Genomic DNA, 26,221 nt, shown 5'->3' with positions numbered 1-26,221 from the left:
GGCGCCATTGCGTTATTACGGGCCGCGACCGCGACGGTCTGTAAATTTCCACCGATGCGTGTCGTTAACCCACGCGACCATGCGAGTTTGGTTGACCATTGTGCAGCAAGTGGAACCGACAACGTGATCCCATAGCGAGTACTGCTTTGCAGATCTTGGTTCTCGACGCCATTGATCATTATCCGGCCGCCCGTGAGATACGTAACGTCCGCGGCAATCCACAGTCCGGGCCGCCAGCCGAATCGATCCGACCGTGTCGGGGAAAACCACACTACGCCTCAAGATCCGCGCCGCGAGCCGCATACTGGCGGCATATCCTGGAAGGCTGTGTTCACATTTGCGACGGTGCCAAATGCGCAGGCAAGCGATGCAACACGAGATAGCTGTCGGCGAGCTTGGCATATCGAGTGGAGACGCGGCAAAAATGTTTGATGAGGTTGAAGCGATATTGGACCAAAGTTCAATTGCCTTTTAATGCAAACGAGATCAATACTCCTTTCAGCCATCATGAGTTGCGAACCGTCGTCTGCTCATCGACGAATGCTTGTCTCATATTCGCAATGGCCCAGCGTCGTGCGCGCCAGGCGGATCTCGAAGACGACGTCAACGATTTTGAGCAACCTCGGGCCGCAAGAGATACGTCACGGCAAGGAAGTGGCGGGCCTGATCGGGACGGTGGTGACGTGCACGGTTCCGGTTTCGGCTTTGCGCCTTGACGGCGTGTTCACCGCCGTCGATAGGCGGGTCGGCGAATATTCGAAAGCATTTTTTGGGGCTTTTCGCAATGCAACGAATTGTTCGATTTTCGATCGGCCTGGCGATCTCGTCGCTGGCAATTGCGGCAGCGGCGCAGCAGCCCATCATTTATCCCGCCCGGGGGCAGAGCCCGGAACGCCAGCGAACGGACACCGCAGAATGCCAGGCGTGGGCTCAGCAAACCACCGGCGTCAATCCTGTCGCGCTCGCGCAGCAGGTGGCGAGCAGCCCACCACCACCCTCGCAGCAAGGCCACTTGTTCCGCGGCGCCGCGGGCGGTGCGTTGTTCGGAACGCTGATAGGCGGCGCCGCTGGCGGCCATTGGGGCGAGGGAGCGGGAATCGGCGCACTCGTCGGAACGATGGGGAGCGGCATGCGGATGCGGCGCGAGCAACAGCAAGCGGCCATGGAGCAGGGAAGCATGCAGCAACAGGCGTCGAGTCAGCTTTCGACATACAACCGTGCGGTGGGAGCGTGCATGACCGGCCGTGGCTACACAGTCGAGTAGTCACTGGCGCTGGTGACCCAGTCCATCGAGCGCTTGCTCGCTGATTCACGACAGGCAGGAGAAGCAGCTATGTTGAAGACACTGCGGACAAGCACCCTCGCGATCCTCGTTTGCTCGACGCCGTCATGGGTGCTCGGCGCAGACTTCGACGGCAGCAAGCCGCTGTTGTGCGCCACTATCGATGCGCATTTCTGCGGCGTCGGGGAGGTTTGCTATCGAACGGTGCCGGCGGTCCTTGGCGCGCCGCAATTCATCCGCATCAACTTCGCCAAAAAAGCCGTGATCGGGTCGCAGCGCACCACCGAGATCCGGCACATGGAGCCGAGCGAGGGCCAGTTGCTCCTTCAAGGCACCGAGCTGGGCTACGGCTGGAGCATTGCACTCGATACCAGGACGGGCAGCATGTCCACGACCCTCGTCAACCGTGAAGACGTGTTCGTGCTCTTCGGCGCCTGTACGCCGTCGTAGCTCGCTCGCGGCTCCGGATGCCGCGCCAATCGCGTCGCGCGGGAGGCACGAACCCGGATCGCCCCGGCGCCGATGTCGCACTTCGAGCACCGGGTTCCGCTGTTGTCATGGAAACGGCCACATGCCAGCGTCATCGGAGATTCTCCGTTGCACGTGCTCCTAATCGGACATGCGTAGATCATGAACAGCGAGGATGTCGAGAAGCAGCACGCAGAGCTCGTCGCGCTCGCCATCGTTTCGCTCATCGCGGGCGCGGCCTGCGGAGCGCTGGGAACGCTTTTCCGGCTCTCGCTCGGACGAGCGGACCAGGCGCGCGACGTGTTCATCGCGTGGGCGCGCTCCGGGCATGCCGTCATCGGCTTCGTCCTCGTGCTGCTCGCCGCGTCGGCATCGACCGCACTTGCCGCGTGGCTCGTCAGGCGTTTCGCGCCGGAGGCGAGCGGCAGCGGCATCCCTCACGTCGAGTCCGTGCTGAACGGCGACCAACCCGCCGCGCCCCTGGCGCTCATCCCGGTGAAGTTCGTGGGCGGCGTGCTCGCCATCGGCGCCGGGCTCGCGCTGGGCCGGGAAGGTCCCACGGTTCAAATGGGCGCCTCGATCGCTCATTTGCTCGGTACACTCTTTCGCCGCAATGCGGACGACTGCCGGGTCCTGCTCGCGGCGGGCGCCGGTGCCGGACTTGCGACGGCATTCAATGCACCGATCGCCGGCGCGGTATTCGTACTCGAGGAACTGGTGCGCCGCTTCGAGACGCGTACGACCATCGCGGCACTCGGCGCATCGGCCGGCGCAATCGCGGTGGCGCGCTTGATGCACGGCGACTCGCCGGACTTTCAGTTCGCGGCGCAGCCTTTCCCGGGCTTCGGCACGGTGCCGGCGCACCTCGCCCTCGGCGTCGTCGTCGGGCTGCTGGGCGCCGCCTATTGCCGCGCAATACTCCTCGCGCTCGCCGCCTCCGACCGGCTCGCACGCTGGCCGGTCGAAACGCGCGCGGCGCTTGTCGGCGCAGCGGTAGGACTGCTCGCGTGGCTTGCACCGGACCTGGTGGGCGGCGGCGACGCGGTCACACAGCGCGCCCTCGTGGGCACAGGCGCGCTTTCCGGCATCGCGCTCACGCTCCTGATCCGCTTCGGGCTGGGTGCCGTGTCATATGCAGCGAATACCCCGGGCGGACTGTTTGCGCCGATGCTCGTGCTCGGCGCACAAACGGGCCTCGCGTTCGGCCGGATCTGCACGCACTGGTTCCCCGGGGTGGCCGCTGATCCGACCGCGTTCACCGTGGTAGCGATGGCGGCCATTTTCGCGGCCGTCGTGCGCGCGCCGATTACCGGCATCGTCCTCGCCACTGAAATGACGGGGAGTTTCACCCTGCTTTTACCGATGCTCACCGCATGTTTCAGCGCGATGATCGTTCCCATCTTGCTGCGCTGTCCGCCGATCTACGATTCGCTGGGCGAGCGCCTTCCGCATAAAAGCGGGCACGCAGGGAAACCTGCGCAATGATGGACCCGTCGGTGAGTTGGCGCTTTCACTGTGGGTATTGACCTGGGTTGCGAGTCCGTACCGGACGCGACGACGCTGCGATTCCGGACACGGGCAGCAGGCCTCGTGCCCAATCATCGGTGCGTTGCTGTGCTACCAGATGCGCAACGTGCGCGTCATCGCGGAAGCCCGTGGGCAGCGCGCGATGATCGAATCGCTCGACGCAACGAATGCAGGACATTCATCAGCACGGTCAAAGCTGGCAGCCCGCGCGAATTACGCACCCAGCTATTCTGAACTTGGCCTGCATCGCGGCCATCTCTCAGTCAACCTTCGTTTCACACATTAACAGTGCGTGCGGGTCGGATATGGCCGATTCCCCGCAGGGAGGGCGTGTCCATTCCATCTCGGCCGGTCAGCGACCGCCCGGCTTGCCTGCGTTACGCCGAGCTTCGCTGGATCGTGTCGTAATAGGGTGCGGACTGTTTTCTCGCACGGCGAAGGAGCGATGCCGCCACGCCTGCGCGGTGCTTCGCAACGGGCGGCCTGCACGACCGGTAGACCGACTCATCCCCCCGGCGCGTCCGCGAGCGGCGCAGGCGCGATGTTCTGGTTCAGGCGGAACAGGTTGGTCGGGTCGTACTGCGCTTTGATCGCGCCGAGCCGCCCGAGCTTGGTTCCATACGCCGCCTGCAATCCTGCGAAGCCCTCGTCGCCGCCGAGATAGTTTACGTACGCACCCGGTGCCTTGTACGGCCCGAGTGCGTCAAGCAGCTCACGCGTCCACGCAATGTTCCGTTCGCTATCCTTTGCATCGGACCATGCAGACGTTACCACGATATTCCACGGCCAGTTGCGATGCCCGAACGCGGTCGCCGATTCGGGAACGCGGCTCCATGCGCTGTTGCCATAGTTCTCCAGGACGATCACGGTATGCCGTGACGGGACATGCGCGAAACGATCGACCACGATGTCGATGGCCGCGTCGTCGAGCGCCTTGAAGTAGCTCGATTTCCAGTAACTGTGCAGGCCCGGCGGCCACAGGAAGTCCGCCATGCGCTGCGCATCGTTGTATGGCGTGGGTGCGAACTTGTCGACAAGGGGCGGCCCGTATTCGCGCAATCGCCGTAGGATTTTCTCGCCTTCTTCCACCGGCCCGGCGTAGACGCCACCCAGACCAGCGACCGGGGCGCCGCGCATCGGTGGAGGCAGTGAAGGATCGTCCGGCATGTGGAACAGAAGCGCGCCTAGCGTCGATTCGTCCGGTGCTTCCGCTTCGAGATCGCGCCATCTGCGGATTGCACCCGCCGCTGCACCGGCGGGATGGAGCACAATGCCAGCGAGCACCGTTCCGGCCGGGTGCACCTTGAATTCGAACGAAGTCACCACACCAAAGTTGCCTCCGCCGCCGCGTATCGCCCAAAACAGATCCTCATTCTCGTGGCTGCTGGCCTTCACCCTGCGACCGTCGGCGAGTACGACCTCGGCGCCCAGCAGATTGTCAAGCGCAAGTCCATGCTTGCGAACGAGCCAGCCGAGGCCACCGCCCAGCGTCAGTCCAGCCACGCCGGTGATTGACACGAAGCCGCCCGTGGCGGCAAGGCCATACGGCTGGAGCGCGTCATTGACTTCGCCCCAATTGCAACCGCTTTCCGCACGCACGGTGCGCGCCGACGGATCTACCGTGATCGCTTTCATGCGCGACAGATCGACCACGACGCCGTCGTTGCATACGGCATATCCGGCGACGTTGTGACCGGTGCTGCGTACGGCAAGCGGCAAGTTGTGCTTGCGCGCGAGCACCACAACCCTTGCCACGTCGTCCGCGTCGACGCAGCGCGCGATCAGCACAGGACGCTTGTCAATCGAGACATTGAAGACGGCACGCGCCTCATCGTAATCCGGATCCTCAGACTGAATGAGCTCACCCCGAAAGCCGGATTGCCGAATTTCAGAAGAATTGATCATCGCATCCTCCTTCGGCGACTTGCTAATCAATCAGTACGCCTATGTGGGCGTCAAGCGCTACATAAAACACCGCGAAGTCCCGTGCCGATGACGCATACAGAGTGCATTCGAAAAAATGGACAACTCACGATTTCTAGTCGTAACTGTGGCCCAATGCGGCCCAGCTTCACTCTAGGAAAATGTAAGCCGCATATCAAGGTTCGCGACAGGATTAGGGCGGCTGAACCCATAGTCGTTCAATCAGCACTTAAGACGTACAACATCCAGGACCCCAAGTGTTGATGGAAGCCGTTAAAAAACCCGGGATGTTCTCTGCCAGGTCCACGTAACACGTCGTTGTCCAATCTACGGAAACTGTCGCCGAGCGAGTTCGTCAAATTCTTGGATCAACAGCGACGCGCAGTTGCACGACGCTATATGCTCCCACTCGACTCCAGCGCCGCTTCTGAATACACCGGGTGAAGCGCAAGACTTGAATTTTCACCGAGGCTAACTATCCGCTATCCAGGTTATTTGATCTGTTGATGGCGCGCGGGTTACGTTACGAAAACGAAGACCAACCGCGCGAGCCGAATCGAAGCGCGTGGCTTGACATGTGACGAAGCCGTCCGGGACATTACTTATGAAGCCATTCGGAGGAGACGCAATGCCCGACATCGAATTAATGAAGCGAGAAAGTCGCGTTTTCGAAGCCGGAGCAAACTTTTTTTGCCTGAGCCATTTTCCGAGGTTCTTGACGACAGCAATGCCCGCCCGCTTGTCGCGAAGAATGCGGGGTTATCGCTACTTGTCCAGCGGTCTCATGCGCCGATAATTGTCAATTTTGACCATCCCCCGGATCGAAATGCGCGACCGAATCGACGATGAGATCACCTTTCGCAAGCTGGAAGTCCTGCTCGCATTCATGGAGACCGGAAACCTGTCGAAGGCGGCCGAGGCGCTGAACGTGAGCACGGTCAGCGTGCATCGAGCGCTGCACTCGCTCGAACAGGGCGTACGATGTGCGCTGTTCCGGCATGAAGGCCGCAACCTCAGGTCGACGGAAGCGGCGCAAATGCTCGCCGATGTGGCACAAGAGGTGCTCACTCTGATGTCCGCCGGCATTCACGCGACCCGTGAGGCGGCGGGGTATTCGTCGGACCGGCTGAAGATCGGCTCGCTGTACTCGCTGACCATCAGGACCGTGCCTGACATCGTCGTCGACATCAAGGTGCGGCGGCCGACGCTCCAGGTCGAACTCGTGCTCGGTTCGAATGCCGAACTGCTCGACAAGCTGAAGCAGGGCACCGTCGATGCGGCCCTGATGGCCTTGCCGGACGGCGAGCCCGAAGTCGATTCCATCCCGCTTTTCGAAGACGACATCTTTTTCGCGGCGCCTGCCGGTTCACGATACGCGAACCAGGAAGCGGTCGATTTGCGGGACTGCCGTGACGAGACCTTCGTTTCCCTCGGCGAGGGCTTCGTGACATATCGAGGCTTTATGGAGGCATTTCGCGTCGCGGACTTCACGCCGAAGGTGACCATGAAAGTCGGCGATATTTTTTCGCTGATGAACCTTGTGAGCGGCGGGGTCGGGTATACGCTATTACCAGGCCGCGTGCGTGGCGTGTTCGGCGACAAGGTGCAATTCATTCCTCTCAAGCCGCAATACCTGATGCGCCAGTCAATCGGTGTCAGCTTTCTGCACGCACGCGAGCGCGACCCGAACCTGTTGGCGCTGATGGCCGTCTGCCGTCTTTGCACGAGAAGGGCTGGCTGAGGTTTCAGCCTCACTCGCGCACCCGTTCCCGCTCGATCAGCGCGCCAAGGTCCGGCAGCGCCGTCTCGCTGCAACTCACCGCGATCCCCTCTGTGAGAATCGCGCTGCTCAACCGGGTCAGCACGTTGGCCGGCGGCATCTCGACGGCGAGGCACGCGCCTCGTTCCCACGCAAGCCTCACGGTGTCATGCCAGCGCACCTGCCGCGCCATGTTGCCTGCAAGATCGGCCGCGATGCGTGGGCCGTCAAAAAGCGGGCGTGCAATGTTGCTGCTCAGATACACGATACGAGGCGCGCGTACGGTGATCTGGCCAAAGGCATCGGCGAGCGCCACCGCGGGTGCGTCGAGCAAAGCGCAATGCGAAGGAGTCGCCACGTCGAGACGCTCGCAGCGTTGTGCCCCGTATTCGATCGCGAGCGTCGTAAGGCGGTGCATGGCAGCATCGCTTCCTGCAACGACCATCTGCGTTTCTGCGTTAATGTTCGCAAGGAACACGGGCGTGGCCTCGCTGTTCACTTGCGCGATCAGTCGTTCGAGCGCCCGCTGCGTCATGCCGATGATCGCAGTCATGCCGTAGCCGCTCGGGTAGGCGCGTTCCATCAAGTGGCCGCGCAACTCGACGAGCTTCACGGCGTCGGCGTATTGAAGCGCGCCCGCGATCACGGCGGCCGGATAGGCGCCGATCGAAAGCCCCGCCACCATGTCGGGTTCGTAGCCGCGGGCGCTCATCACGCGTGCCTGAGCGACGCCCGCGATCAAGACGCAAAGTTGCACCGCGACGGTAGAGCGCAGCGAATCGGTGTCGTCGAGCGATGTGACGTCGTAGCCCAACGTGTCGCTCGCTTCCTGCAGTGTTCGAGCGACTTCGGCGTGAGACGGGAGCGCATGCAACATGCCCGGGCGCTGCGAGCCCTGACCGGGGAATGTGAACAGTACGCTCATGATGCGTCGTCAACCCAGGGATCCGATACGAGCAAGGGGCCACGCCCCGTCTTCAGCAGAACGCGATCCGCGTTGCCGGCCCATTCCGCGAGCGCGAACCCGCCGTGGCCTGTGTCGACCTGCATGTCGATGCGCGCGGGCGACGCTTGCAGCAACGCGAAAAGCGAGCGGGCTTCGTCGCGCGGTAGCGGCTTCGATGCGCGCAGTAGCAGATCGAGGTCGCTGTCCTGCCGCAGCGTGCTCACGCCGCTCGCAAGCGCAAAGCCGACGCTGCCGGTGATGCCCCACGCCAACCGAAGCCGGTCGAGTTCTGGCGCCAGGCGACTCAGTGCGCGCACGCAGGGCAGCGTCGCGAGTGCGGCGTTGGTCCGCCAGGCGCAGCCTTTGGCGAGCGCCTCGGGCGTGACGCTGAGACGAATGCGCTCGCGCGCCACGTGAGCGGCGAACCGCTCACTGCGTGCACGACCGCGAAGCCCGACCGGCACCACGCCCTGCTCGCCGACCGCTTCGCGCCGCATGACCACCGGCGCGTGCGAAAGCCACTCGCGCGAAGCCCATCCAGGTACTTCCGATGTCGAACGAAGGTCCTCCCGCTCACGGATCCACAGGAGGTCGTGCGGGCGAAGCGGTTCGTGAGAGGTAGACAAGAGGATTCTCCCGGGCCATCAAGCGTCCATCAAAGCCTTAGTCGCAAAGAACAACAGCGAAGGTCCGAGCAGGCAGCCGACGCCCGTATGGAACGTCGCGATCAGCGCCCCGTAAGGCACGAGCCGACGATCGGTCGCGGCGAGCCCCGCGCTCACACCGCTCACCGTGCCCGCCAGGCCGCCGAAGATCATCGCGGAGCGCGGCGTCTTCAGTCCCATGAAACCGGCCGCGAGCGGCGTGCCGATCATCACGATGATAGCCTTGATGAGGCCCGTCGCGATGCTGAGCGCGATCACATCCGAGCTCGCGCCGATCGCCGCGCCCGTCACCGGTCCCACGATATACGTGACCGCGCCCGCGCCAATGGTCGTCATGCTGACAGCATCGGTGTAGCCGAACGCATGCGCGATGCTCGCGCCGACGATGAACGGCAGCACGGTCCCGAGCAGCAGCGACACCACGCCAATGAGTCCCGCCTTACGCGCCTCGGTGGCCTGCACCTCGAACGCGGTCGCGACGATCGCGAAGTCGCGCAGCATCGCGCCGCCCATCAGACCGATGCCGGTAAAGAGCGGCAGGTCGGCGATACCTTTTTGCCCGCCGGTGAAGGCGCCGCCGACATAGGCGAGCGCTAGGCCGATTACGATGGCGATTGCCGAGCCGTGCACGCGGCCGAAGGTCAGCTTGCGCGAAATCAGCGACGACACCCACATGATGAGGCCCACCAGCGCGAACGCAGTGACGAGGCCGTTCTGAATCAGATTTTTATCGAGAATTTGCAACATGACTGACTCCTGATTCAGATTTCTTCAAGATGCGGAGCGTTCACGAACGACGTGCTATCGCGACCGGTGCGGGAAAGAACGGCGATGCAGCATGCGCAGACGGCCGCAGCCCCCAATGCCGAAAGCAGTGCGACGGGGCCGCCTTTGAGCGCGGCCACGACGTTCTGGTTAGCCGCCATCGCGACGACGACGGGAATGTACATGGCGCCCCAGAAGCCGACGCCAAATTCGGTTTCCTTCGGCAGCAGTCCCTTCTTTTGCAGATAGAGCTTCAGGAAAATCAGCAGCAGCATCGCAATGCCGACGCCGCCGACGTTCGTCTTCACGCCGATCGCGACGCCGAGCAGGTCGCCGAGAAAGAGTCCCGCGAGATGGCAGAACGCGAGAAGTGCAGTTCCATAGATGATCATTTCATGTCTCCTGTAATACCTTTATTGGCTTCTGACGAGCCGGTGCGAGAAGTGCAGCTCTACCGCCATTGCTCCCGCAGCTTGCGGCGAACCGTCGCGGAGGCCGCGCGGTGCTCGCTGCCGAGCCGATTTTCCAGACCGCGCGACGGGTCGTTGCGGATGTCGTCGAAAGCGGCTTGCAGCGCCTTCTCGACGGTGGTCTGATCGGCGTTGGTCGGCGCATCGGCGTTGGTTACGCTCAGGAGTTTCCAGAGCAGCCCGAGCGATGCGTAGTTGTCGATGTCGTAGGCCATCGGCGGGACGCGCGCCGTGAACGCTTCGAGATCGGCGACCGAGCGGAGCGTGACCCGCGCCGCCGATTCCTTGCCCATCGCGTGGACCATGACCTTCGGATCGGCGAGTGCGATGAGGCGGTTGGCCTGATAGCCGTGCGCGAGAAACGCCCCCGACATCGCGCGCCCGACGATCAGCCCGATCACCGGATGGCCCGCAAGACGCGCGCTGGCGTAAGCATCGGCGGCGGCGGCGAGCGCCTGGTGGATGCCGTACGCTTCCTCGCGCCGGCCGTACGCCTGGCTCGCCACGTCGATCACCGCGACGATCGCGCGCTTTTCTCCACGCTTGCTATCCGCATCGACGACCTCACGCACCGCGCGCGCCACTTCCCATCCTTCGACGAGACCGACCTCGCCGCCGCGTGCCCGCGGGAACAGATTGTCCGGATCGGGCACGACGGCGATGAAGCGCGCGGGATGGTCGCCCAACCGCGCATCGGCGACCCGCACCGAAGGCGGATAGCCGGCCTGCAGCGGCGCGCTGTAAGTGAGCGCGTCGAGCCAGACTGCGCCGCGCTTCGAAAGCTCTTGTGTGCTCATAACTGAAACCCCTTGCCGTAGATGGCGGCCGCCTGTTCCGGCGTGGCCTGCACGCCCGGATCGACCTCGGAAAGCCGCGTCAGAAAACCCGCGACGCGCTCGCTGCGGCATGCCTCGGGCCGCCCCGCGCGAAAGCGTTCGATGACGGCCGCGCGGATCGCGTCGGCGTCGTCGGCGACGTAGTCGTCGACGAGTCCCGTGCGATGCCGCTGCTCGCAGCCGGTGAAGCTCCAGATCATCGGACGGTCGCGCGAATCGAATTCGGCGATGCCCGCTTCCTGTTCGATGACCGCCGGGCCGTTGAGGCCCAGGCGCGCTTCGCGGGTGCCGATCAGATAGCTGCACAGTCCCGCCGCGATCGACATGCCCCCATAGCAGCCGATCGGCCCGGCCGTGATGCCGATCACCGGCTGGTAGCGCCGCAAGTCGACGATGCCTGCGTGAATTTCCGCGATCGCGGCGAGCCCGAGATTGGCTTCCTGCAAGCGCACGCCGCCCGTTTCGAAGAGGATGACGGCGCGCGTCGGGATGCCTTTGCGGTTGTCCTCGGCGGCGAGTTCGAGGCTGCCCGCGATCTTCGCCGCCGACACCTCGCCCATGCTGCCGCCCTGGAATCCGCCATCGATGCCAAGCACGACGGCTGGCTTCCCGTCGATGGTTCCCTTCGCGACTACCATGCCGTCGTCGGCCTGCGTCACGATGCCTTGGCGCATGAGCCATGGCGACGTGATGCGCTGGAACGGATCGATCAGTTCGCTGAAGGTGCCTTCATCGAGCAGCTTCTTCGCACGGCTGCGCGCGTCGAGCTCGATGAAGCTCTGGCGTTCGAGCAGTTGCTGTGTATCCATGATCATCACGCTCCGCCGGTTGATTTCAGTTGTTCGAAGACCTGCCCGATGCGCATCTGCACGACCCCCGGCGTCGCGCCCGAATCGTTGATTTCGAGCTTCGCGGCGGGGAGCGACCCGTCGCCGAAGATGCGTTCGAGCACGGCCTGCCAGAGGCGGCCCTTGCCGTCGACGGAAGTCGTGACGCTCACGACGGTGCGGTGCGCCGTGTTCGCTTCGAGCAGCACTTCGAGGTCGCCCGAGGCGACGACGCCCGCGAGCGCGCGGCCTTGTACGGGTTGCCCCGCCGGGAATTCAAGGACGATGGTTTCCATGTGTGTTCCTATGTGTTCGACGTGTGAGCGGCTTCGCGTTGAAGCCGGTCGAGAAAGAGCGTGGCGGCGAGCAGGTCGGCGGCTCCCCCGGGCGATACGTGCAGCTCGACGAGACGGCGGTCGAGCGCCTTCAGTTCGCGGCGCCCCGCGAGCGCCGCGGCGCCGCCTTGCTCCAGAACGCTCCGCGCGCCGTCCTGCATCTCGGCGAGCGCGTCGGGTCCGCCGCGCGCGAGCACACAGGTGTCGTCGAGGCTCGCCATCACGGCGAGCAGCGCGTTCAGGCGCGCGGCCGTTTCGCTGTCGCCGCGCATGCGCGAACGCACGAGTTCCGGCAGCGCGACGTCCACGACGTGCGGAAAGCCGGCCTGCGCCTGTCCGCGCGCGCCGCCGACGTTGTAGTCGAGGCACGCCTGCTCGCCCTTGTTGCCGGTCAGCGCGGGCGCGTGGCGATCCTGCACGCGCGCAATCGATCCGGCGCGTGCGGCGACTGCCCCCGGCGCGAGGTCCGCCGGTTCACGCGCTGCGCCGGTCACGAGCAGCCCGAGCGCCCAGATCGCGCCGCGATGCGTATTCACGCCGCCGGTCGCATCGAGCATGCGCGCTTCGCCAACGCGCCCGATTACGCCGATGCGCTCACGCAGCGCGAGCAGCGGTTGCGTTTCGATGCCTGCACGCGCCAGTTCGACGAACGTCGGCTGCAATGCGAGTGCCGATGCGCACATCAGTTTCCAGTCGAGATCGAGATGCGCGCCGCGGCTGTGGATATCGACGAGTCCGGGCTTCGGCGCGAGCGTGACTTCGTCAATCAGCGCTTCCACCACATGCGCGCCGAAACGGTCGGCCAGGTCCGGCGCCTGGCGCAACGGCCGCGCCGCGTTCATTGCGAGGTTTTCGCGCATTACCAGCTCCGAAAGCGTGCGGGCGGCTCGTACAGCCCGTCCGACCAGTCGACGATATCCGCCATGCTCTTCGCGGCGAGCAGCGACCGGCTCGCTTCGCTGCGGTGGATGCCGAGGTCCTCGGGCAGCGCGACGAAGCCATCGCGGCGCAGCGCCGCGAGCTTGCCTGCGTCGCTCCTGAGACCGATCGGCGTGACGCCCGAGACGGCCGCGATCATCTCCTTGCGATGGTCGAGCGAGCGCGCCTTGTAGAGATACGCGATGCCTTCCTCGGTCAGCACGTGCGTGACATCGTCGCCGTAGATCATCACGGGCGCGAGCGGCATGCCGGATTCGCGGCCGACCTCGACGGCGTCGATCGATTCGACGATGGTCGGCTGGCCGCCCGCCTGGAACGTCTCGAGCATCTGCACCACGAGCTTGCGGCCGCGCTCCAGCGGGCTGTCCGTCTGCAGCAGATCGAGCCACGCGGGCGTCGCGTGGCGCCGGCCGTGCGGATCGTGGCCCATGTTGGGCGCGCCGCCGAAGCCGGTGAGCCGCCCGTGCGTCACCGTCGACGAGTTGCCTTCTCCATCCATCTGCAGCGTGGAGCCGATGAACATGTCCACCGCGTATTGCCCCGCGAGCTGGCACATCGTGCGATTGGAGCGCATCGAGCCGTCGTGGCCGGTGAAGAAGATGTCGGGCCTTTGCGCGACGTAGGCTTCCATGCCGAGTTCGCCGCCGAAGCAGTGCACGCTGTCGACCCAGCCGGTTTCGATCGCGGGGATCAGCGTCGGATGTGGATTGAGTGTCCAGTGGCGGCAGATCTTGCCCTTGAGACCCAGCTTCTCGCCGTAGGTTGGCAGGATCAGTTCGATCGCGGCCGTATTGAAGCCGATGCCGTGATTGAGCGACTGGACCTGATGCTTCTCGTAGATGCCGCGAATCGCCATCATCGCCATCAGCACCTGGATCGGCGTGATGAGGCGCGGATCGCGCGTGAAGAGCGGCTCGATGAAGAACGGCTTGTCGGCCTGCACCACGAAATCGATCCACGAGCCGGGGATATCGACGCGCGGCAGGTCCTTCGGATCGTCGACGATCTCGTTGACCTGTGCGATCACGATGCCGTCGCGAAACGCGGCGGCTTCGACGAGCGACGGCGTGTCTTCGGTGCTCGGACCCGTGTACAGATTGCCTTCGCGATCCGCCTTGTAGCCGGCGCACAGCACGACGTTCGGCGTGAGGTCCACGTAGAGCCGCGCATAGAGTTCGATGTAGGTATGGATCGCGCCGATTTCGAGGATGCCGTCCTGCAGGAACTGCGAGATGCGCAGGCTCTGCGCGCCGGCATACGCGAAGTCGAGCTTTCTGGCGATGCCGCGCTCGAAGAGATCAAGATGCTCGGCGCGGCTCACGCTCGGAATGATGAGATGCAGGTTGTGGACGACTTCCGGATCGACCTTCGCGAGGGAACGCGACAGGAAATCCGCCTGTTTCTGGTTGTTGCCCTCGACGACCACGCGGTCGCCGGGGGCGACGAGCGCCTGCAGGACATCGACGATGCGTTCGGTGGGTAGCACCATGCCATCCGCGATCGATGCAACCTGCGCGAGGCGGCGATGTTTTTCCGCACGGCGCGTGGCCCAGCGGGATTGGGTCTGACTTTGACTGGACATGTGGACTCTCGCTCAAGACATGAGGCAAGTCTAGGGAGCGAGGTGCACTGGTTCAATGACGCTTGGGACGCGTCTGTTATCCCAAGGGTAATGATCATTCGACGTGAACGCTGAAACCGTGACAGAACGGGGCAGGGAGCTTAACCGCGTCGCCCAGGGGTTTTCCCGGTTTCGCTGACGGATGTGCTCGACCGCGCGATGGACATCGTCTGGTTGATGTGCGAGGAATTGCAGGCCCGAGTTCCCGAGCCTCGGCGAGGGCTTCCCCCGTCGAATGGTTGAATGAAATACGGATAAACCAACAGCCTGTCATACGAACCGGTGCCGGCTCGTTGTTTCGATACGGACGCCGGTTTGGCTTTATGCCGTTGCGACAGTATTTCCGGCAGAGGCTCGCGGAGTGCAAAATAGAGGCAGCGGCGGACGGCGAGCGACTGACATCAGCCCTGCGAAGGCGCATTAAGTGTTTCGGTTGGCGGAGGTGCACGCGTCATCGTGGTCGAAAGCGATGCGCTCGCTGACCTGCGGTCGCGATCTGCCGCACGAATCCCGGTGCTTGACCAGCTACGACGGACCATCTACCTCGGTAGCTTCTCCACGAGCGTATCGGCCGCGTCGGGGACTTGCAACCAGTCCGACATACGTTGCGGTCGCATCGTGATCCTACACTTTGCGATCGTTCGAGAATCAAGACAATCGTTGACCTGGCTTTGTGCATTCATTTGACGGCGGGTGGTACCGGAATCATCCCCGGGAAGACATACGCCTGCAGCATGGCAATCACGCCGATCACCGCCGCGCCAGCGATCGAATGAAAGAATACAGTCCGGAAAATCGGTCCAAGCGCGAACGACCGCTCCTTCGGATCGTCGTAGCAGGCGGCGCACGCGACCATGATGGATTGAGCGTCGATCATCTTGCCCATTACACCGCCCGTCGAGTTTGTCGCCACGATCAGGATGGGGTTCAGGTTGAGTTGCTGTGCGGTGATGCGCTGCAAGCTGCCGAAGAGGGCGTTTGACGCCGTGTCGGAGCCCGTCAGGAATACACCGAGCCAACCCAGGTACGCCGCGAAGAACGGATAGAGAACCCCGGCACCCGTGAATGCAAGACCGAGGACTGCATCGGTGCCTGAGTAGCGCGTCAGGAACCCCAAGCCGAGTACCTGAGCAATGACCAGCACCGGGATCTTCATCCTGCGCATGGTCTGCATGAAGGCGTCCTTCCATTGCGTTGCGCTCAACCTGAGTGCGAGACCGGAAAGCACCGCTGCGACAAAAACGCCTGTGCCCGCGGCGGACAACCAGTTGATCGTGAATCGGGCCGCCTCCGCTTTCGCGTTGACGGGTACGACAGGCGGCATCCGCTGCACGAGGTTATGCAGCGCGGGCATGTCCCAGACAGGCAGCGACAACGACCCCTTGAGCGGAGAACCGAGCAGCGTCGTGGAAAATGTGACTCCGGCAAACAGGTTGTTGAGGAACTTCTTGAACTCCGGTACGCCCCACAGTGCACAACAGGCGATCAGAATCACCCACGGCATCCACGCATAGGCGGTTTCGGCGGCTGAGTAGCTGTACTTCCACGTGGTGCTTTCTGTCGTCGTGGTTGCCGTGCTCTTGCTTGCTAACGCGAGTGCCTCACGTTCGGAGCGGAGCAGGAAGCGTGTTTTTGGTTGCCAGACGAAGCGCAGGAACAGCGCCGTGCAGATCACCGAAAAGACGCCGGATACCACGTCGGTCATCAAATGGAGCGCGGTGCTCCCGGAAGCATAGAACTGCATGAGCGCAAACGAACCACCCGCGCACAGCATTGCCGGCCAGACTTCGAAGACTTGCTTCCATGACCCGCCTTCCATCTTCACGAACGTCGCGACCAGCCAGAAGGGCACGAGAACCGACACGAACGGCAACTGGTGGCCCGCCATGGTGGAAAGCGTGACCTGATCGAGTTCGCTCACGGCCGCGAGTGTGATGATCGGCGTGCCGATCGCGCCCCAGGCGACCGGCGCGGTATTGGCGAGCAGATTCAGCACGGCGGACTGAAATGGCTTGAAGCCGAGGCCCACCATCACTGCCCCTGCGATCGCGACGGGTGTCCCGAAGCCCGACGTGCCTTCGATGATTGCGCCGAATGAGAAGGCGATCAATACGCACTGCAGTCGGCGATCGAACGAAATGTGGACGATCGACTCCTTGACGATCTCGAACTTCCCGGTAACAACGCTCATTGTGTACAGGAACATTGCGGCCAGGACGATCCAGATAATTCCCAGAAATCCAGAAAGGGAGCCCAGCGCAAAGGCCGAGATGGCCGTCAGCACCGGCATCCGGAAAACCAGACACGAGATGATAAAGGCGGCGACCACGCCGAAAAAAGCCGCGTAGGGCGCCGAGATGCCCAAGTGCACGTTGCCCTGCGTATCACGGCGGCGGTGCAAGGCAATGAAATAGAGTAGCGTCAGAATCGGGATCGCGGCAACGATCGTGGAAAGGAATGCATTGCCCAACGGGTCATAGGTCTGCTGGTACATGGCTTTCCTTTTTGATCTTAGGATTCGCGCCCCGCTCGTAGTCCATTCGAGGTCTCACAGCCACCGGGAAACTTCGATAGCGCCAAGGCAACGCTATTTCCTTACAGATTACGACTGATGCTTTGAGGTATAGCGGGCGAAATCATCGATTTCAAGTTTTGCGGCCACGGCGAGCGCCCGCGCTATCCGGAGACCGTATCGACCAGGAGCTTGAGGTTGAGTATCACGATGACGCCCGCTACAAGCCACGCGAGCAGCGTCATCCATCGGGGTGTGACACAGGCGCCCATTTTGAGTTTGTCCGATGTAAAGCGCACGAGCGGGATAATGGCGAACGGAAGCTGCATCGAGAGGATCACCTGGCTTAGCACCAGAAGCTGCGCCGTGCCTTTCTCGCCGTAGAGAGCGGTGACGACCACGACCGGCACGATTGCGATGCCGCGTGTGACCAGCCGGCGCGCCCAGTAGGGCATGCGAAGCCTGAGAAAGCCCTCCATGACAATCTGCCCCGCGAGCGTCGCCGTCACGGTCGAATTAAGCCCCGAGGCGAGCAGCGCAAGCGCGAACAGCGTCGATGCAATGCCGAGCCCGAGCAACGGCGAAAGAAGCCTGTAGGCCTCACCGATTTCGGCGACGTCCGTGTGGCCGGTACCATGAAACACGCTCGCTGCGACCATCAGGATCGCCGCGTTGATGAAGAGCGCGAGCATGAGCGCAATGGTGCTGTCCGTCGTGGCCCATCTGATCGCATCGCGCCGTCCCTCATCGTCGCGCGCGTATGCCCGGGTCTGCACGACCGACGAATGCAGATACAGGTTGTGCGGCATAACCGTCGCGCCGATGATGCCGATTGCGACATAGAGCATCTCGCGGTTGGTGACGATTTCCGGCGAGGGTACGAAGCCCCGCAGCACGGCCATGACCGGCGGCGCCGCCGCGACGATCTGCACCGCAAAGCACACCGCGATCACGAGCAGCAGCGCGATAACGAAGGCTTCGAGAAAGCGGAAGCCCTTGTTCATCAGGAGCAGCAGCACAAAGGCGTCGAACGCGGTGATAAGCGCGCCGGCGATAAGCGGGATTCCGAAGAGCAATTGCAGCGCAATAGCCGTACCGATCACCTCAGCGAGATCGCATGCGATGATCGCCGCTTCGCAGGCGAGCCACAGCATGATATTGACGGGCCTCGAATAATGCGCGCGGCACGCCTGCGCTAGGTCGCGCCCAGTCGCGATCCCTAGACGCACCGATAGCGCCTGCAGCAGGATCGCCATGAGATTCGACAGCAGGATCACCGCGAGCAGTGTGTAGCCGAAGCGCGAGCCGCCGGCAATGTCGGTTGCCCAGTTGCCCGGATCCATATAGCCGACGGAGACCATGTAACCGGGACCTGCGAATGCGGCAAGCCTGCGCAGCCAGTGCCCACCCTGCGGCACGGTGATGGAGGAATGCGCTTCCGGCAAGCTTCGATCGAACTCGTCGCCCGGCCTCGAGAACCTCCAGGCGAACCGTGACACGGGCAGTTCTTTATCGTTGGACATGTGATTGCTCTGCTGGAGCGATGTTGGGTCAGGAAGTTCCCCAACAGTAATTATGCCAAACGCGCGGAAAAATCACGCGTCGTTCAGGACGTGAAGCGACCGGCTCATGTCGGGCCGGAAACTGCCGCTCACGAGTCGATTCCAAACGGCTCAAAGGGTCGAACCCGGCCAGCCGTTGAATTGGAGCAAAATGAATGAAGCGGCGCAGAGCGGACAGTGGCGCAGCACTCAGAGCTTGATCATTTGAATAGTATGCGATTTCTCTTTGGGTTCGGGCCGTCTGGAACCCTCATGTCTATTGGGACGCTTTTGCACGAAAAAGTTGGATCAAGCATGAAGCGGCGCGGATTTCCGACGCGTGCCTCACGGCTAGACACGAGGGGAATCGCGCATTGAGGCACGCTGGGGTTGGGCGCAGCCTGTTTTCCGGAAGAACAGGGACGTGGACGTGCTGCTCAACGGCGGAACATTGAAGTGCGCCTGTACATACAGTTGCGCGTCATTGGTTCTGCCATGCGTTGTTCGAAAGAGGGAGACGTCATGAACAAGCTTACGTCCGTTCTCGTGTGGGCTGTCGGTTGTGCTGGGATGCAAATCGCCGACCCGCCCGCGTCGCGGCCCGTTGGCCACTTGTGACAAATTCAATTCGTGATCCACAGTTTTTTGCGCGACGAGGGTAAACCGGGTTGCATGATGCCCTTTAAGCGTTGAAACCAGAGCCCTGAGCCACGCGAGGTATTTACGCTTTGTGCACGGTACTTTCGCTTTCAGATGAGCCTGCGCGACATAGCGGGCTCACTTTTCACCCTCGCGCTTGAACGAGTCGCAGCCCTGTCCGGTGCTATCATGACCTCTCCGACCGGCTTACGTGAGGTCCGCCATGAATATTCTCTTGCCGGTGGACGGTAGTGAGTTCACGCAACGCACACTTGACTACGTCGCAAGCCATGGCACGCTGTTCGGGCCAGGACATACCTATACGGCATTTACGGCTGTCGCTCCAATTCCCGTACACGCGACACGGTATTTGAACCGTCCTATCGTTGAAGAGTACTATCGTGACGAGGCTGAGAATGTACTGGCGCCGTTGCGCGAGTCAGCAAAACTTCATTCGCTCTCCATTACGACTCAGTACGCCATCGGTCACGCTGCAGAAACCATCGCCGCATTCGCCAGGAACGAGCATCAGGATCTCATCGTGATGGGTTCCCACGGCCACTCGTGGATTGCGAACGTCATTCTTGGCTCGGTAGCGACTGGCGTGTTGGCACGCTGCGACGTGCCGGTACTCCTCGTTCGCTAGATCGGATCGACGCAATAGCGACAGTCTGATTCTCCTGTCGTCGGCCAGGAAGCGGCATTCGCCTGCACCGTCGCTCGGACATTCATACGTCGTTTCCACCCAGAAAGTGGCTATTCAATTCACGCGGAACGCCGCCCGGCGACTCAGGCGGTGAGGTGCCCGCCGGACAGGCGACCTTAACCGGGACGACACGCTTGATACCGAGGGGGTAATCCGCGCGCGTGGCTCGCCTTCAAAAAACTGACCATTGGGCTTGGCGAATATAGGAATCGGCCCCTTTGCGCGCTAGCCTCGGTCCTCCGGGAATTCCTCGCTGCATGATGGTAGACCATGCCTGCGTCTTTAGGCTCTGGTGTACATAGGTGGCGTGGCCGAAATGTTTCTTATAGATATGGATGCCTTATTGATTGAACGGGAGTGCATTCCAGGCCGAGGACGCGGTGGCGTCTTTGAGCCCGAGAGCGGAAAGATCGAACTGACAAGTCCACTGTCTGGCCGACCTGATCCACTGCCCGATACAGATAGAGCCACCGGCCACGGATCTTCAGATAGGTCTCGTCGACACACCATGACCGCCCTGGCGGGGCGTGCCAAAACTTCGGATGACCTGCTTCAATCTTTCAGCCACATCCACAACATGAATCAGCGACGCGCGCCCACGGTGCAGCTCGTCTGTTGATTGGCCACGATATCAAGCGCGGCTTTTGCCTCTTCGACCCGTAATCCATCCGGCAACGCCACACCGTTCTTGACCGCCGTCACCTCGGCCAGTATCGACACAGCGATTTCGGGCGGCGTCCGGCTGCCGATAAAAATGCCGACGGGTCCACGCAGCCGGGTAAGTTCTTCGTTACCGAAATCGAAATACGTTTCCAGCCGCTCACGCCGCGCGGCATTACTTCGGCGCGAACCCAGCGCGCCAACGTAAAACGCGGGCGTTCGCAGCGCCTCCATCAGAGCGAGGTCGTCGAGCTTCGGATCGTGTGTGAGCGCAATCACGGCACAGCGCTCGTCGAGTTTCATGTCGAGCACGGTGTCGTCCGGCATCGTATGCACGAGCGTCGTGCCGGGTACGTGCCAGGCGTCGGTGTACTCCTCGCGCGGATCGCAGACGGTCACTTGATAGTCGAGCCCGAGTGCGATCTGGCAAAGATATCGCGAGAGCTGGCCGGCACCGATCACGAGCATCCGGTAACGTGGGCCGTGAACGGTCAGGAGCCTGCGCCCGTCGAAATCGACGCCGTCGGTCGAGTGCGCCGGCACGAGCCTAGCCGCGCCGCTCTTCATATCGAGCGAGCGCGCGACGAGTTGCCCGGCAGCCACCCGCCGGCACAGATCGTCGATGCCGCTCGCGCGCGTCAGCGGCTCGAGCACCAGCTCGATCGTGCCGCCGCACGGCAAGCCGAAACGGTGCGCCTCGTCGGCGGAGATGCCGTATTTGAGGACTTCCGGGCGCGTCGGTCCGATGCCGAGCCGGCGCACGCGGTCGATCAGGTCGTCCTCGATGCAGCCGCCGGATACCGAGCCGACCACCGAGCCGTCCTCGCAAATCGCCAGCATGGCCCCTTCGGGCCGCGGCGACGAACCCCACGTCCTGACTACGGTGACAAGCAGCACGCGCTGGCCGCCCTCGATCCAGCGAACGCTCGCCTTCAGCACTTCGAGATTGACGCTATCCATGAAAATACCGGGTGATTGCCTGACCGTAACCTGGGCTTCGGAAGTAACCCGTCAGTGTCGCGACAGCGCCGAGCGCAAGGACATTTCTCGCGCGGCTTCTGGCGTGATAGTTCTGTTGAGCATGAAACAGGCGACACCGGCCGCCAGCATGGGCAAAGCAGCGAGAAGAAAGATCGTTCCGATCGGCGTTCCGATGGCGATCAGGACACCGGCGAGCAGCGGGCCGAGGATGGCGCCAATGCGCGCCACCGCGAAGGAGGCGCCGGTCGCGGTCGAACGGATGAAGGTCGGATAGATCATGCTCGAAATGGCATTGAGGCCGATATTTCCCCCCAGGACCAGCAGACCCGAGACCAGCGCCATCGCCATGGTGAGACTGGCGCCCGTACCCACGGCCAACCCGAGGGCCGCCACCGGAATGGCGCCGAGGATCATCGTCAGCGTCATCACCCGTACGCCTTTCTTGTCGATCATCCAGCCGAAGAACCAGCTGAAGCCGGCACCAAGCTGGAACAGGGCCTGGCTGCGGGCCGCGTTGGCGAAGCCGATTTCGTCGGTGAGCAGCGTCGTCATCCACTGCGACAGGAAGAAGTGGGTGACAAAGGAAAAGCCAAGCGCCAGCCACAGGAAAGCGGTCATAGCCGAACGGCCCTCGGTGAAGAGGTGCGTCACCGGCACACCCGTGCGCGCCTGCTCCTGGATGGTGAAGCGCGTGTCGTCCGCGAATTGCGCGCTGGGTTTCAGCTTACGGGCATAGGCCAGGATGCGTTTGCTGGAGGGGTTGCGCAGGATCAGGTAGCGAATGGATTCCGGCAGGCCGGCGAACAGGATGATGCCCGCCACCACGGCGCCCGCGCCACCGAGATAGAAGACCGAGCGCCAGCCATAGGCCGGGATGATCTCCGCCGCGAGAAGGCCGCCGCCGGACGAGCCCGCGGTGTAGCCGAGATAGAGGAGGGTAATGATCAACCCCCGCTTACCCGAGCGGGCGTAGTCCGTGATCAGCGAGACCGCCATCGGCATGCCGCCGCCGATGCCGAGCGCGGCGCAAAAGCGCAGGATCGACAGTTCGACCAGGTTGTGGGCGAACGGCACGGCGAACGTGAAGGCGCCGAACAGCGTGGTAGCCAGCAGGATGGCGCGCCGCCGGCCGATGCGGTCGGCCAGCATGGCGAAGACGACCGAACCCGCCATCCAGCCGACAATGCTGACGTTGAACACGGGCGTCATCAGGGCCCGGTTGATGCCCCATTCCTTGATGATGCCGGGGGCGGCGTAATTCAAAGCCTGATTGTCGAAGCCGTCCGCCAGCATGACGAGGGCGCACAGAACGAAGAGGGTCACGGTGAACCAGCTGCGTTCCTGCGTCTCGACGACCTGGGCGATATCGACGGTATTCTTTTGAGTCATGGCGGTCTCCGGATGCCTCTGCTCCAGCGGCTGTTTACCTTCGGTTGGCACGTTGGTGCTCATTCGCCGTGGCCGCCCGAAGCTTCACGCACCGGTGTTTCCGGCTTCACGCCGCCACGCCGGTTGGCCCAGGTGCGCTCGCCCGTCTCGCGCCAGCCGCCGGAGGTCGCCGCCTCTGCATACTCATCCCAGCGCTTGTTCCAGTCGCCCAGATGATAGCCATGCCAGGGTGACTGCGGCGTGAGGGAGGGGAGTTGCAGCTCTTCCCAGATCTTGCGTGCCGCGCTCATGTAGGGCTCGGTGGGCAGCGCCAGCGGCGGCATGGCGTGCTTCAGCGTCGCGTCGATCAGCAGCGTACTTTCGAGCGGCGCGCGACCGGACTTGGGGCCGTGACCGCTGGCGCGATAGGGTGTCACGTGCAGGTCGTGTGTGAAGTCGGACCGGTAGGCCAACGACCAGAAGATCGCATCGGCGTTTTCCGGGTTGATATCCTCGGAGACCGCGATGACCAGCTTGCCGCACTGCGCCTGCAGCGTCGCGGCCCCTTGCAGGCCGCGCCAGACCTCCGCCTGCTGCGTGCCGCGCGCGAACTGGAGGAAGATCACCTTGCGCAGGTTGGTCAGCGGCTCGTGCATCACCACCCGCTCGATGCCGCGCACGCCCATCACCTTGCGCAGATGCTCGAGATATAAGGGCTCGTAGGCCACTTTCTTCAGCACGGAACTTTCGCTGGGCGTGACCTGGCTGATGATCGAGACGAACACCGGCTTCTTCTTCATCGTGATCGCGGTGACGTGCATGGACATGTTGTAGTCTTCGAGCGCGATGTGGCCGTGGCTTTCGCCGAACGGGCCTTCGGGCTCCAACGCATCGGTGTCGATCAAGCCTTCGATCACGATTTCGGCATCGGCGGGAACGACGAGATCGATGGTTTTGCAGCGCACCACCTCGACCGGCGCGCGCATCAGGCCGCCGGCAACGGCCATCTCGTCCTGGTCGATCTGGAGCTTCTGCGGCCCGGTGAACAGCACGGCGGGCGCGCAGCCCAACACGATCGCACACGGCATCTGCTCGCCCTTGGCCCGATATTTCTCCCAATGGAGATAGCCACCGGCACCCGACAGGCGGCTCGCCATGCGTACACCCAAGCGGTCTTCCGACTTCAGTGCGGCGCGGTAAGTACCCATGTTCTGGACGCCGCTGTCGGGATCTTTGGTCACGCAGAGCGTCGCGGTCAGATAGGGCGCCGCGTCAAAGCCTGGCGTGGAAACCGGCACCGGCAGACGCGACAGGCCGTTTTCCTTCAGCGCATCGCCGCTGATCACCACCTCCTGGCAGGGCGCCTGCTCCACCATGACGGGTGGAACCGGCTCGGCGATCGCCTCCGTCCAGGCCTTGCCGATCTGCTCGACAGGCAAGCCCAGGCCGGTAGCGTAGATCTCCGGCGAGGCGGCAAGCCCGCCGATCAGCACGGGGATGTCATAAGTCCGGCCGTCGCCGTCGACCACGTTGGTGAACAGGAAAGCGCGGCGCTGATCTTCGTGCAGCCCGCCCTGGAACTGCCAGCGCGCTAGCGGGTGCAGTTCCGTATCCTTGTTGATCGGCCGCTCGATGCGAGTCAGCAGCCCCTTGGCTTCCAGCCGGGAGATATGTTCCTGCAGATTACGCGGAGCACCGCCGGCCGTTGCCGTTCGCGAAAGATCGTGAGGCGATGATGACATTCTGTCTCCTTAGCGTGAAACCCAGCAGGTGGGTAAATTGGTGTGATTGTATGATTGCATAACAGTATTACGGATGTCAACGCGACGCCGCCCACTGACGCATGGCGCCCCGGCGGCGTCTGGATTGCTGTCGAACGAGCGCTGGGCGGTGGTCTTGACGTAATGAATCCGGCTGGCAGCCTTCTGCCGAAGCGGCATCGCTCAGAGGCCGCCCATGCACAGGTACTTGATCTCGAGATATTCCTCGATGCCGTACTTCGAGCCTTCGCGGCCGAGGCCGGACTGCTTGACGCCGCCGAACGGCGCGACTTCGTTCGAAATCAGGCCGGTGTTGATACCGACCATCCCGTATTCGAGCGCCTCGGACACGCGCCAGATCCGGCCTATGCCACGGCTGTAGAAGTAGGCGGCAAGACCGAACTCGGTGGCGTTCGCCGCCTCGATTGCTTCGCGCTCCTCGTGAAAGCGGAAGAGTGGGGCGACCGGGCCAAACGTCTCCTCGCTGGCAAAGCGCATCGACGCGGTGACGCCCTCGACCACGGTCGGCTCGAAGAAGAGCTTGCCGGCCGTATGACGCTTGCCGCCGGCGAGCACGCGCGCGCCGTGCGCCACCGCATCGGCGATATGCGCTTCGACCTTCTCGATGGCGGCCTCGTTGATGAGCGGGCCTTGTGTGACGCCGGCCTCGAACCCGTTGCCGACCTTGATGCGGCCGACCGCCGCCGCGAATTTTTCGGTGAACGCGTCGTACACGCCGTCCTGTACATAGAAGCGGTTCGTGCAGACGCAGGTTTGCCCGGCATTGCGGTACTTCGAGGCGAGCGCACCTTCGACTGCCGCGTCCAGGTCGGCATCGTCGAACACGATGAACGGCGCGTTGCCGCCCAGTTCGAGCGAGAGTTTCTTGACCGTCGGCGCGCACTGACTCATCAGCAGTCGGCCCACCGGCGTCGAGCCGGTGAACGAGAGCTTGCGCACGATCGGGTTGCTGGTCATCTCCGCGCCGATCGCGCGCGGATCGCCGACGACGATACTGAACACACCGGCCGGCACGCCGGCGCGATGCGCCAGTTCGGCCAGCGCGAGCGCCGACAGCGGCGTGGCTTCGGCCGGCTTCACAATCATGGCGCAGCCGGCGGCGAGCGCGGGCGCGACCTTGCGCGTAATCATCGCAGCCGGGAAATTCCACGGTGTAATCGCGGCGCAGACGCCGATCGGCTCCTTTGTCACGAGCATCCGCTTGTCGGTGGCCGGCGAGGCGAGCACGTCGCCGTCGACCCGCTTGGCCTGCTCGGCGAACCATTCGATGAACGACGCTGCATAACCGATCTCGCCTTTCGCTTCCGCGAGCGGCTTGCCCTGCTCGGCCGACATGATCATCGCGAGGTCGTCGGTGTTCGCGACCATCAGCGCGTGCCAGCGCTTCAGGATGGCCGCGCGCTGCGCAGCGGTGAGCGCGCGCCAGCCGCGCTGTGCGCGTTCGCCGGCTTCGATCGCACGGCGCGTCTCGACGCCAGTCATCAGCGGCACGTCGGCGATCTTCTCGCCGGTGGCGGGATCGTTGACGGCGAAGGTGCGGGCGTCGTCGGCGCCGCACCATGCGCCATCGACATAGGCGAGCGCGCGCAACAGGCTCGGATCGGCGAGCCGGGAAAGCGGATTGGATTCAGTCATGATCGTCGCAAAGGGCGAGCCCGCCCACGCTAGCG

Annotated in this window: 21 protein-coding genes and 2 pseudogenes; 6 read left to right on the top strand and 17 right to left on the bottom strand. The window is 63.2% G+C overall.

Features of this window, described 5'->3' with window-relative positions; translation table 11 throughout:
* The first annotated feature begins 784 nt into the window (after positions 1-784).
* From B0G74_RS35370 to clcA, 3 genes are all read left to right on the top strand, one after another.
* Entirely contained in the window at positions 785-1,264 is a 480-nt protein-coding gene (locus B0G74_RS35370) for a glycine zipper domain-containing protein (RefSeq protein WP_132380927.1), read from the top strand.
* Between the two features lie 69 nt (positions 1,265-1,333).
* Positions 1,334-1,732 (top strand): hypothetical protein, encoded by a 399-nt coding sequence (locus B0G74_RS35365; protein ID WP_132380925.1) that lies wholly within the window; start codon positions 1,334-1,336, stop codon positions 1,730-1,732.
* A 180-nt stretch (positions 1,733-1,912) separates the two neighbouring features.
* Positions 1,913-3,235 carry a H(+)/Cl(-) exchange transporter ClcA gene (gene clcA / locus B0G74_RS35360; protein WP_132380923.1) on the top strand — a complete coding sequence of 441 codons (1,323 nt, stop codon included), beginning with the start codon at positions 1,913-1,915 and terminating at the stop codon, positions 3,233-3,235.
* A 546-nt stretch (positions 3,236-3,781) separates the two neighbouring features.
* Here clcA and B0G74_RS35355 read toward each other — a convergent pair.
* Positions 3,782-5,182 carry an FAD-binding oxidoreductase gene (locus B0G74_RS35355; protein ID WP_132380921.1) on the bottom strand — a complete coding sequence of 467 codons (1,401 nt, stop codon included), beginning with the start codon at positions 5,180-5,182 and terminating at the stop codon, positions 3,782-3,784.
* A gap of 844 nt (positions 5,183-6,026) precedes the next feature.
* Between B0G74_RS35355 and B0G74_RS35350 the strand changes: the two genes are divergently transcribed.
* Positions 6,027-6,941 (top strand): LysR family transcriptional regulator, encoded by a 915-nt coding sequence (locus tag B0G74_RS35350; protein ID WP_132380919.1) that lies wholly within the window; start codon positions 6,027-6,029, stop codon positions 6,939-6,941.
* Positions 6,942-6,951: 10 nt separating this feature from the next.
* On the opposite strand, the gene mdcH is transcribed toward B0G74_RS35350, so the two are convergent.
* From mdcH to mdcA, 9 genes are read right to left on the bottom strand one after another with little or no spacing between them, the layout of a single operon-like run.
* Positions 6,952-7,884 (bottom strand): malonate decarboxylase subunit epsilon, encoded by a 933-nt coding sequence (gene mdcH, locus B0G74_RS35345; protein ID WP_132380917.1) that lies wholly within the window; start codon positions 7,882-7,884, stop codon positions 6,952-6,954.
* Entirely contained in the window at positions 7,881-8,531 is a 651-nt protein-coding gene (locus B0G74_RS35340) for a malonate decarboxylase holo-ACP synthase (RefSeq protein ID WP_243658461.1), read from the bottom strand. Before B0G74_RS35340 ends, mdcH begins: the two co-directional genes overlap by 4 nt.
* Before the next feature lie 18 nt (positions 8,532-8,549).
* Complete coding sequence (gene madM / locus B0G74_RS35335) at positions 8,550-9,317, bottom strand: malonate transporter subunit MadM (RefSeq protein WP_132380913.1); 768 nt, start codon at positions 9,315-9,317, stop codon at positions 8,550-8,552.
* A gap of 14 nt (positions 9,318-9,331) precedes the next feature.
* The gene (gene madL / locus B0G74_RS35330) at positions 9,332-9,727 is read right to left on the bottom strand and encodes a malonate transporter subunit MadL (RefSeq protein WP_132380911.1); all 396 of its coding nucleotides are present in this window, start codon (positions 9,725-9,727) and stop codon (positions 9,332-9,334) included.
* A gap of 59 nt (positions 9,728-9,786) precedes the next feature.
* Complete coding sequence (gene mdcE / locus B0G74_RS35325) at positions 9,787-10,602, bottom strand: biotin-independent malonate decarboxylase subunit gamma (protein ID WP_132380909.1); 816 nt, start codon at positions 10,600-10,602, stop codon at positions 9,787-9,789.
* Positions 10,599-11,450, bottom strand: coding sequence for a biotin-independent malonate decarboxylase subunit beta (locus tag B0G74_RS35320; RefSeq protein WP_132380907.1), 852 nt, complete (start codon positions 11,448-11,450; stop codon positions 10,599-10,601). The genes mdcE and B0G74_RS35320 overlap by 4 nt, the downstream gene beginning before the upstream one ends.
* A gap of 5 nt (positions 11,451-11,455) precedes the next feature.
* Positions 11,456-11,764 carry a malonate decarboxylase subunit delta gene (locus B0G74_RS35315; protein ID WP_132380905.1) on the bottom strand — a complete coding sequence of 103 codons (309 nt, stop codon included), beginning with the start codon at positions 11,762-11,764 and terminating at the stop codon, positions 11,456-11,458.
* Positions 11,765-11,772: 8 nt separating this feature from the next.
* Entirely contained in the window at positions 11,773-12,663 is an 891-nt protein-coding gene (locus B0G74_RS35310; protein ID WP_132380903.1) for a triphosphoribosyl-dephospho-CoA synthase, read from the bottom strand.
* The gene (gene mdcA / locus B0G74_RS35305; protein ID WP_132380901.1) at positions 12,663-14,324 is read right to left on the bottom strand and encodes a malonate decarboxylase subunit alpha; all 1,662 of its coding nucleotides are present in this window, start codon (positions 14,322-14,324) and stop codon (positions 12,663-12,665) included. The genes B0G74_RS35310 and mdcA overlap by 1 nt, the downstream gene beginning before the upstream one ends.
* Positions 14,325-14,510: 186 nt before the next feature.
* Between mdcA and B0G74_RS47090 the strand changes: the two are divergent.
* A pseudogene (locus B0G74_RS47090) lies at positions 14,511-14,939 on the top strand (PLP-dependent aminotransferase family protein); the annotation flags it as partial.
* Positions 14,940-15,042: 103 nt separating this feature from the next.
* On the opposite strand, the gene B0G74_RS35300 reads toward B0G74_RS47090, so the two are convergent.
* Both B0G74_RS35300 and B0G74_RS35295 read right to left on the bottom strand, forming a co-directional pair.
* A complete protein-coding gene (locus B0G74_RS35300) occupies positions 15,043-16,857 on the bottom strand; it encodes a lactate permease LctP family transporter (RefSeq protein WP_132380899.1) in 1,815 nt (604 codons plus the stop codon).
* Between the two features lie 182 nt (positions 16,858-17,039).
* Positions 17,040-18,398, bottom strand: a complete 1,359-nt coding sequence (locus tag B0G74_RS35295) for an Nramp family divalent metal transporter (RefSeq protein WP_132380897.1) — start codon at positions 18,396-18,398, stop codon at positions 17,040-17,042.
* An 880-nt stretch (positions 18,399-19,278) separates the two neighbouring features.
* On the opposite strand from B0G74_RS35295, the gene B0G74_RS35290 reads away from it, so the two are divergent.
* Positions 19,279-19,701: a universal stress protein gene (locus B0G74_RS35290; RefSeq protein ID WP_132380895.1), complete on the top strand. Its 423-nt coding sequence runs from the start codon at positions 19,279-19,281 to the stop codon at positions 19,699-19,701.
* Between the two features lie 461 nt (positions 19,702-20,162).
* Here the strand turns inward: B0G74_RS35290 and B0G74_RS35285 are convergent.
* From B0G74_RS35285 to B0G74_RS35265, 5 genes and pseudogenes are all read right to left on the bottom strand, one after another.
* Positions 20,163-20,276: pseudogene (locus tag B0G74_RS35285) on the bottom strand (DDE-type integrase/transposase/recombinase); the annotation flags it as partial.
* A gap of 67 nt (positions 20,277-20,343) precedes the next feature.
* Complete coding sequence (locus B0G74_RS35280; RefSeq protein WP_132380893.1) at positions 20,344-21,381, bottom strand: XdhC family protein; 1,038 nt, start codon at positions 21,379-21,381, stop codon at positions 20,344-20,346.
* A gap of 51 nt (positions 21,382-21,432) precedes the next feature.
* Positions 21,433-22,854: an MFS transporter gene (locus tag B0G74_RS35275; protein WP_243658460.1), complete on the bottom strand. Its 1,422-nt coding sequence runs from the start codon at positions 22,852-22,854 to the stop codon at positions 21,433-21,435.
* On the bottom strand, positions 22,851-24,512 hold the full coding sequence (locus B0G74_RS35270) for a UbiD family decarboxylase (protein WP_132380891.1): 1,662 nt from the start codon (positions 24,510-24,512) through the stop codon (positions 22,851-22,853). The genes B0G74_RS35275 and B0G74_RS35270 overlap by 4 nt, the downstream gene beginning before the upstream one ends.
* Before the next feature lie 201 nt (positions 24,513-24,713).
* Positions 24,714-26,186, bottom strand: a complete 1,473-nt coding sequence (locus tag B0G74_RS35265) for an NAD-dependent succinate-semialdehyde dehydrogenase (RefSeq protein WP_132380889.1) — start codon at positions 26,184-26,186, stop codon at positions 24,714-24,716.
* Between the last annotated feature and the right edge of the window lie 35 nt (positions 26,187-26,221).

It is taken from the genome of Paraburkholderia sp. BL9I2N2 (assembly GCF_004339745.1).
Taxonomy (GTDB): domain Bacteria; phylum Pseudomonadota; class Gammaproteobacteria; order Burkholderiales; family Burkholderiaceae; genus Paraburkholderia.
Note: the sequence above shows the minus strand (reverse complement) of the source record. Positions and strands in the feature narration are given on the sequence as shown.

Coding starts and splice junctions, on each gene's coding strand:
- B0G74_RS35370 (WP_132380927.1), top strand. CDS start 785: ATGCAACGAATTGTTCGATTTTCGATCGGCCTGGCGATCTCGTCGCTG.
- B0G74_RS35365 (WP_132380925.1), top strand. CDS start 1,334: ATGTTGAAGACACTGCGGACAAGCACCCTCGCGATCCTCGTTTGCTCG.
- clcA (WP_132380923.1), top strand. CDS start 1,913: ATGAACAGCGAGGATGTCGAGAAGCAGCACGCAGAGCTCGTCGCGCTC.
- B0G74_RS35355 (WP_132380921.1), bottom strand. CDS start 5,182: ATGATCAATTCTTCTGAAATTCGGCAATCCGGCTTTCGGGGTGAGCTC.
- B0G74_RS35350 (WP_132380919.1), top strand. CDS start 6,027: ATGCGCGACCGAATCGACGATGAGATCACCTTTCGCAAGCTGGAAGTC.
- mdcH (WP_132380917.1), bottom strand. CDS start 7,884: ATGAGCGTACTGTTCACATTCCCCGGTCAGGGCTCGCAGCGCCCGGGC.
- madM (WP_132380913.1), bottom strand. CDS start 9,317: ATGTTGCAAATTCTCGATAAAAATCTGATTCAGAACGGCCTCGTCACT.
- madL (WP_132380911.1), bottom strand. CDS start 9,727: ATGATCATCTATGGAACTGCACTTCTCGCGTTCTGCCATCTCGCGGGA.
- mdcE (WP_132380909.1), bottom strand. CDS start 10,602: ATGAGCACACAAGAGCTTTCGAAGCGCGGCGCAGTCTGGCTCGACGCG.
- B0G74_RS35320 (WP_132380907.1), bottom strand. CDS start 11,450: ATGGATACACAGCAACTGCTCGAACGCCAGAGCTTCATCGAGCTCGAC.
- B0G74_RS35315 (WP_132380905.1), bottom strand. CDS start 11,764: ATGGAAACCATCGTCCTTGAATTCCCGGCGGGGCAACCCGTACAAGGC.
- B0G74_RS35310 (WP_132380903.1), bottom strand. CDS start 12,663: ATGCGCGAAAACCTCGCAATGAACGCGGCGCGGCCGTTGCGCCAGGCG.
- mdcA (WP_132380901.1), bottom strand. CDS start 14,324: ATGTCCAGTCAAAGTCAGACCCAATCCCGCTGGGCCACGCGCCGTGCG.
- B0G74_RS35300 (WP_132380899.1), bottom strand. CDS start 16,857: ATGTACCAGCAGACCTATGACCCGTTGGGCAATGCATTCCTTTCCACG.
- B0G74_RS35295 (WP_132380897.1), bottom strand. CDS start 18,398: ATGTCCAACGATAAAGAACTGCCCGTGTCACGGTTCGCCTGGAGGTTC.
- B0G74_RS35290 (WP_132380895.1), top strand. CDS start 19,279: ATGAATATTCTCTTGCCGGTGGACGGTAGTGAGTTCACGCAACGCACA.
- B0G74_RS35280 (WP_132380893.1), bottom strand. CDS start 21,381: ATGGATAGCGTCAATCTCGAAGTGCTGAAGGCGAGCGTTCGCTGGATC.
- B0G74_RS35275 (WP_243658460.1), bottom strand. CDS start 22,854: ATGAGCACCAACGTGCCAACCGAAGGTAAACAGCCGCTGGAGCAGAGG.
- B0G74_RS35270 (WP_132380891.1), bottom strand. CDS start 24,512: ATGTCATCATCGCCTCACGATCTTTCGCGAACGGCAACGGCCGGCGGT.
- B0G74_RS35265 (WP_132380889.1), bottom strand. CDS start 26,186: ATGACTGAATCCAATCCGCTTTCCCGGCTCGCCGATCCGAGCCTGTTG.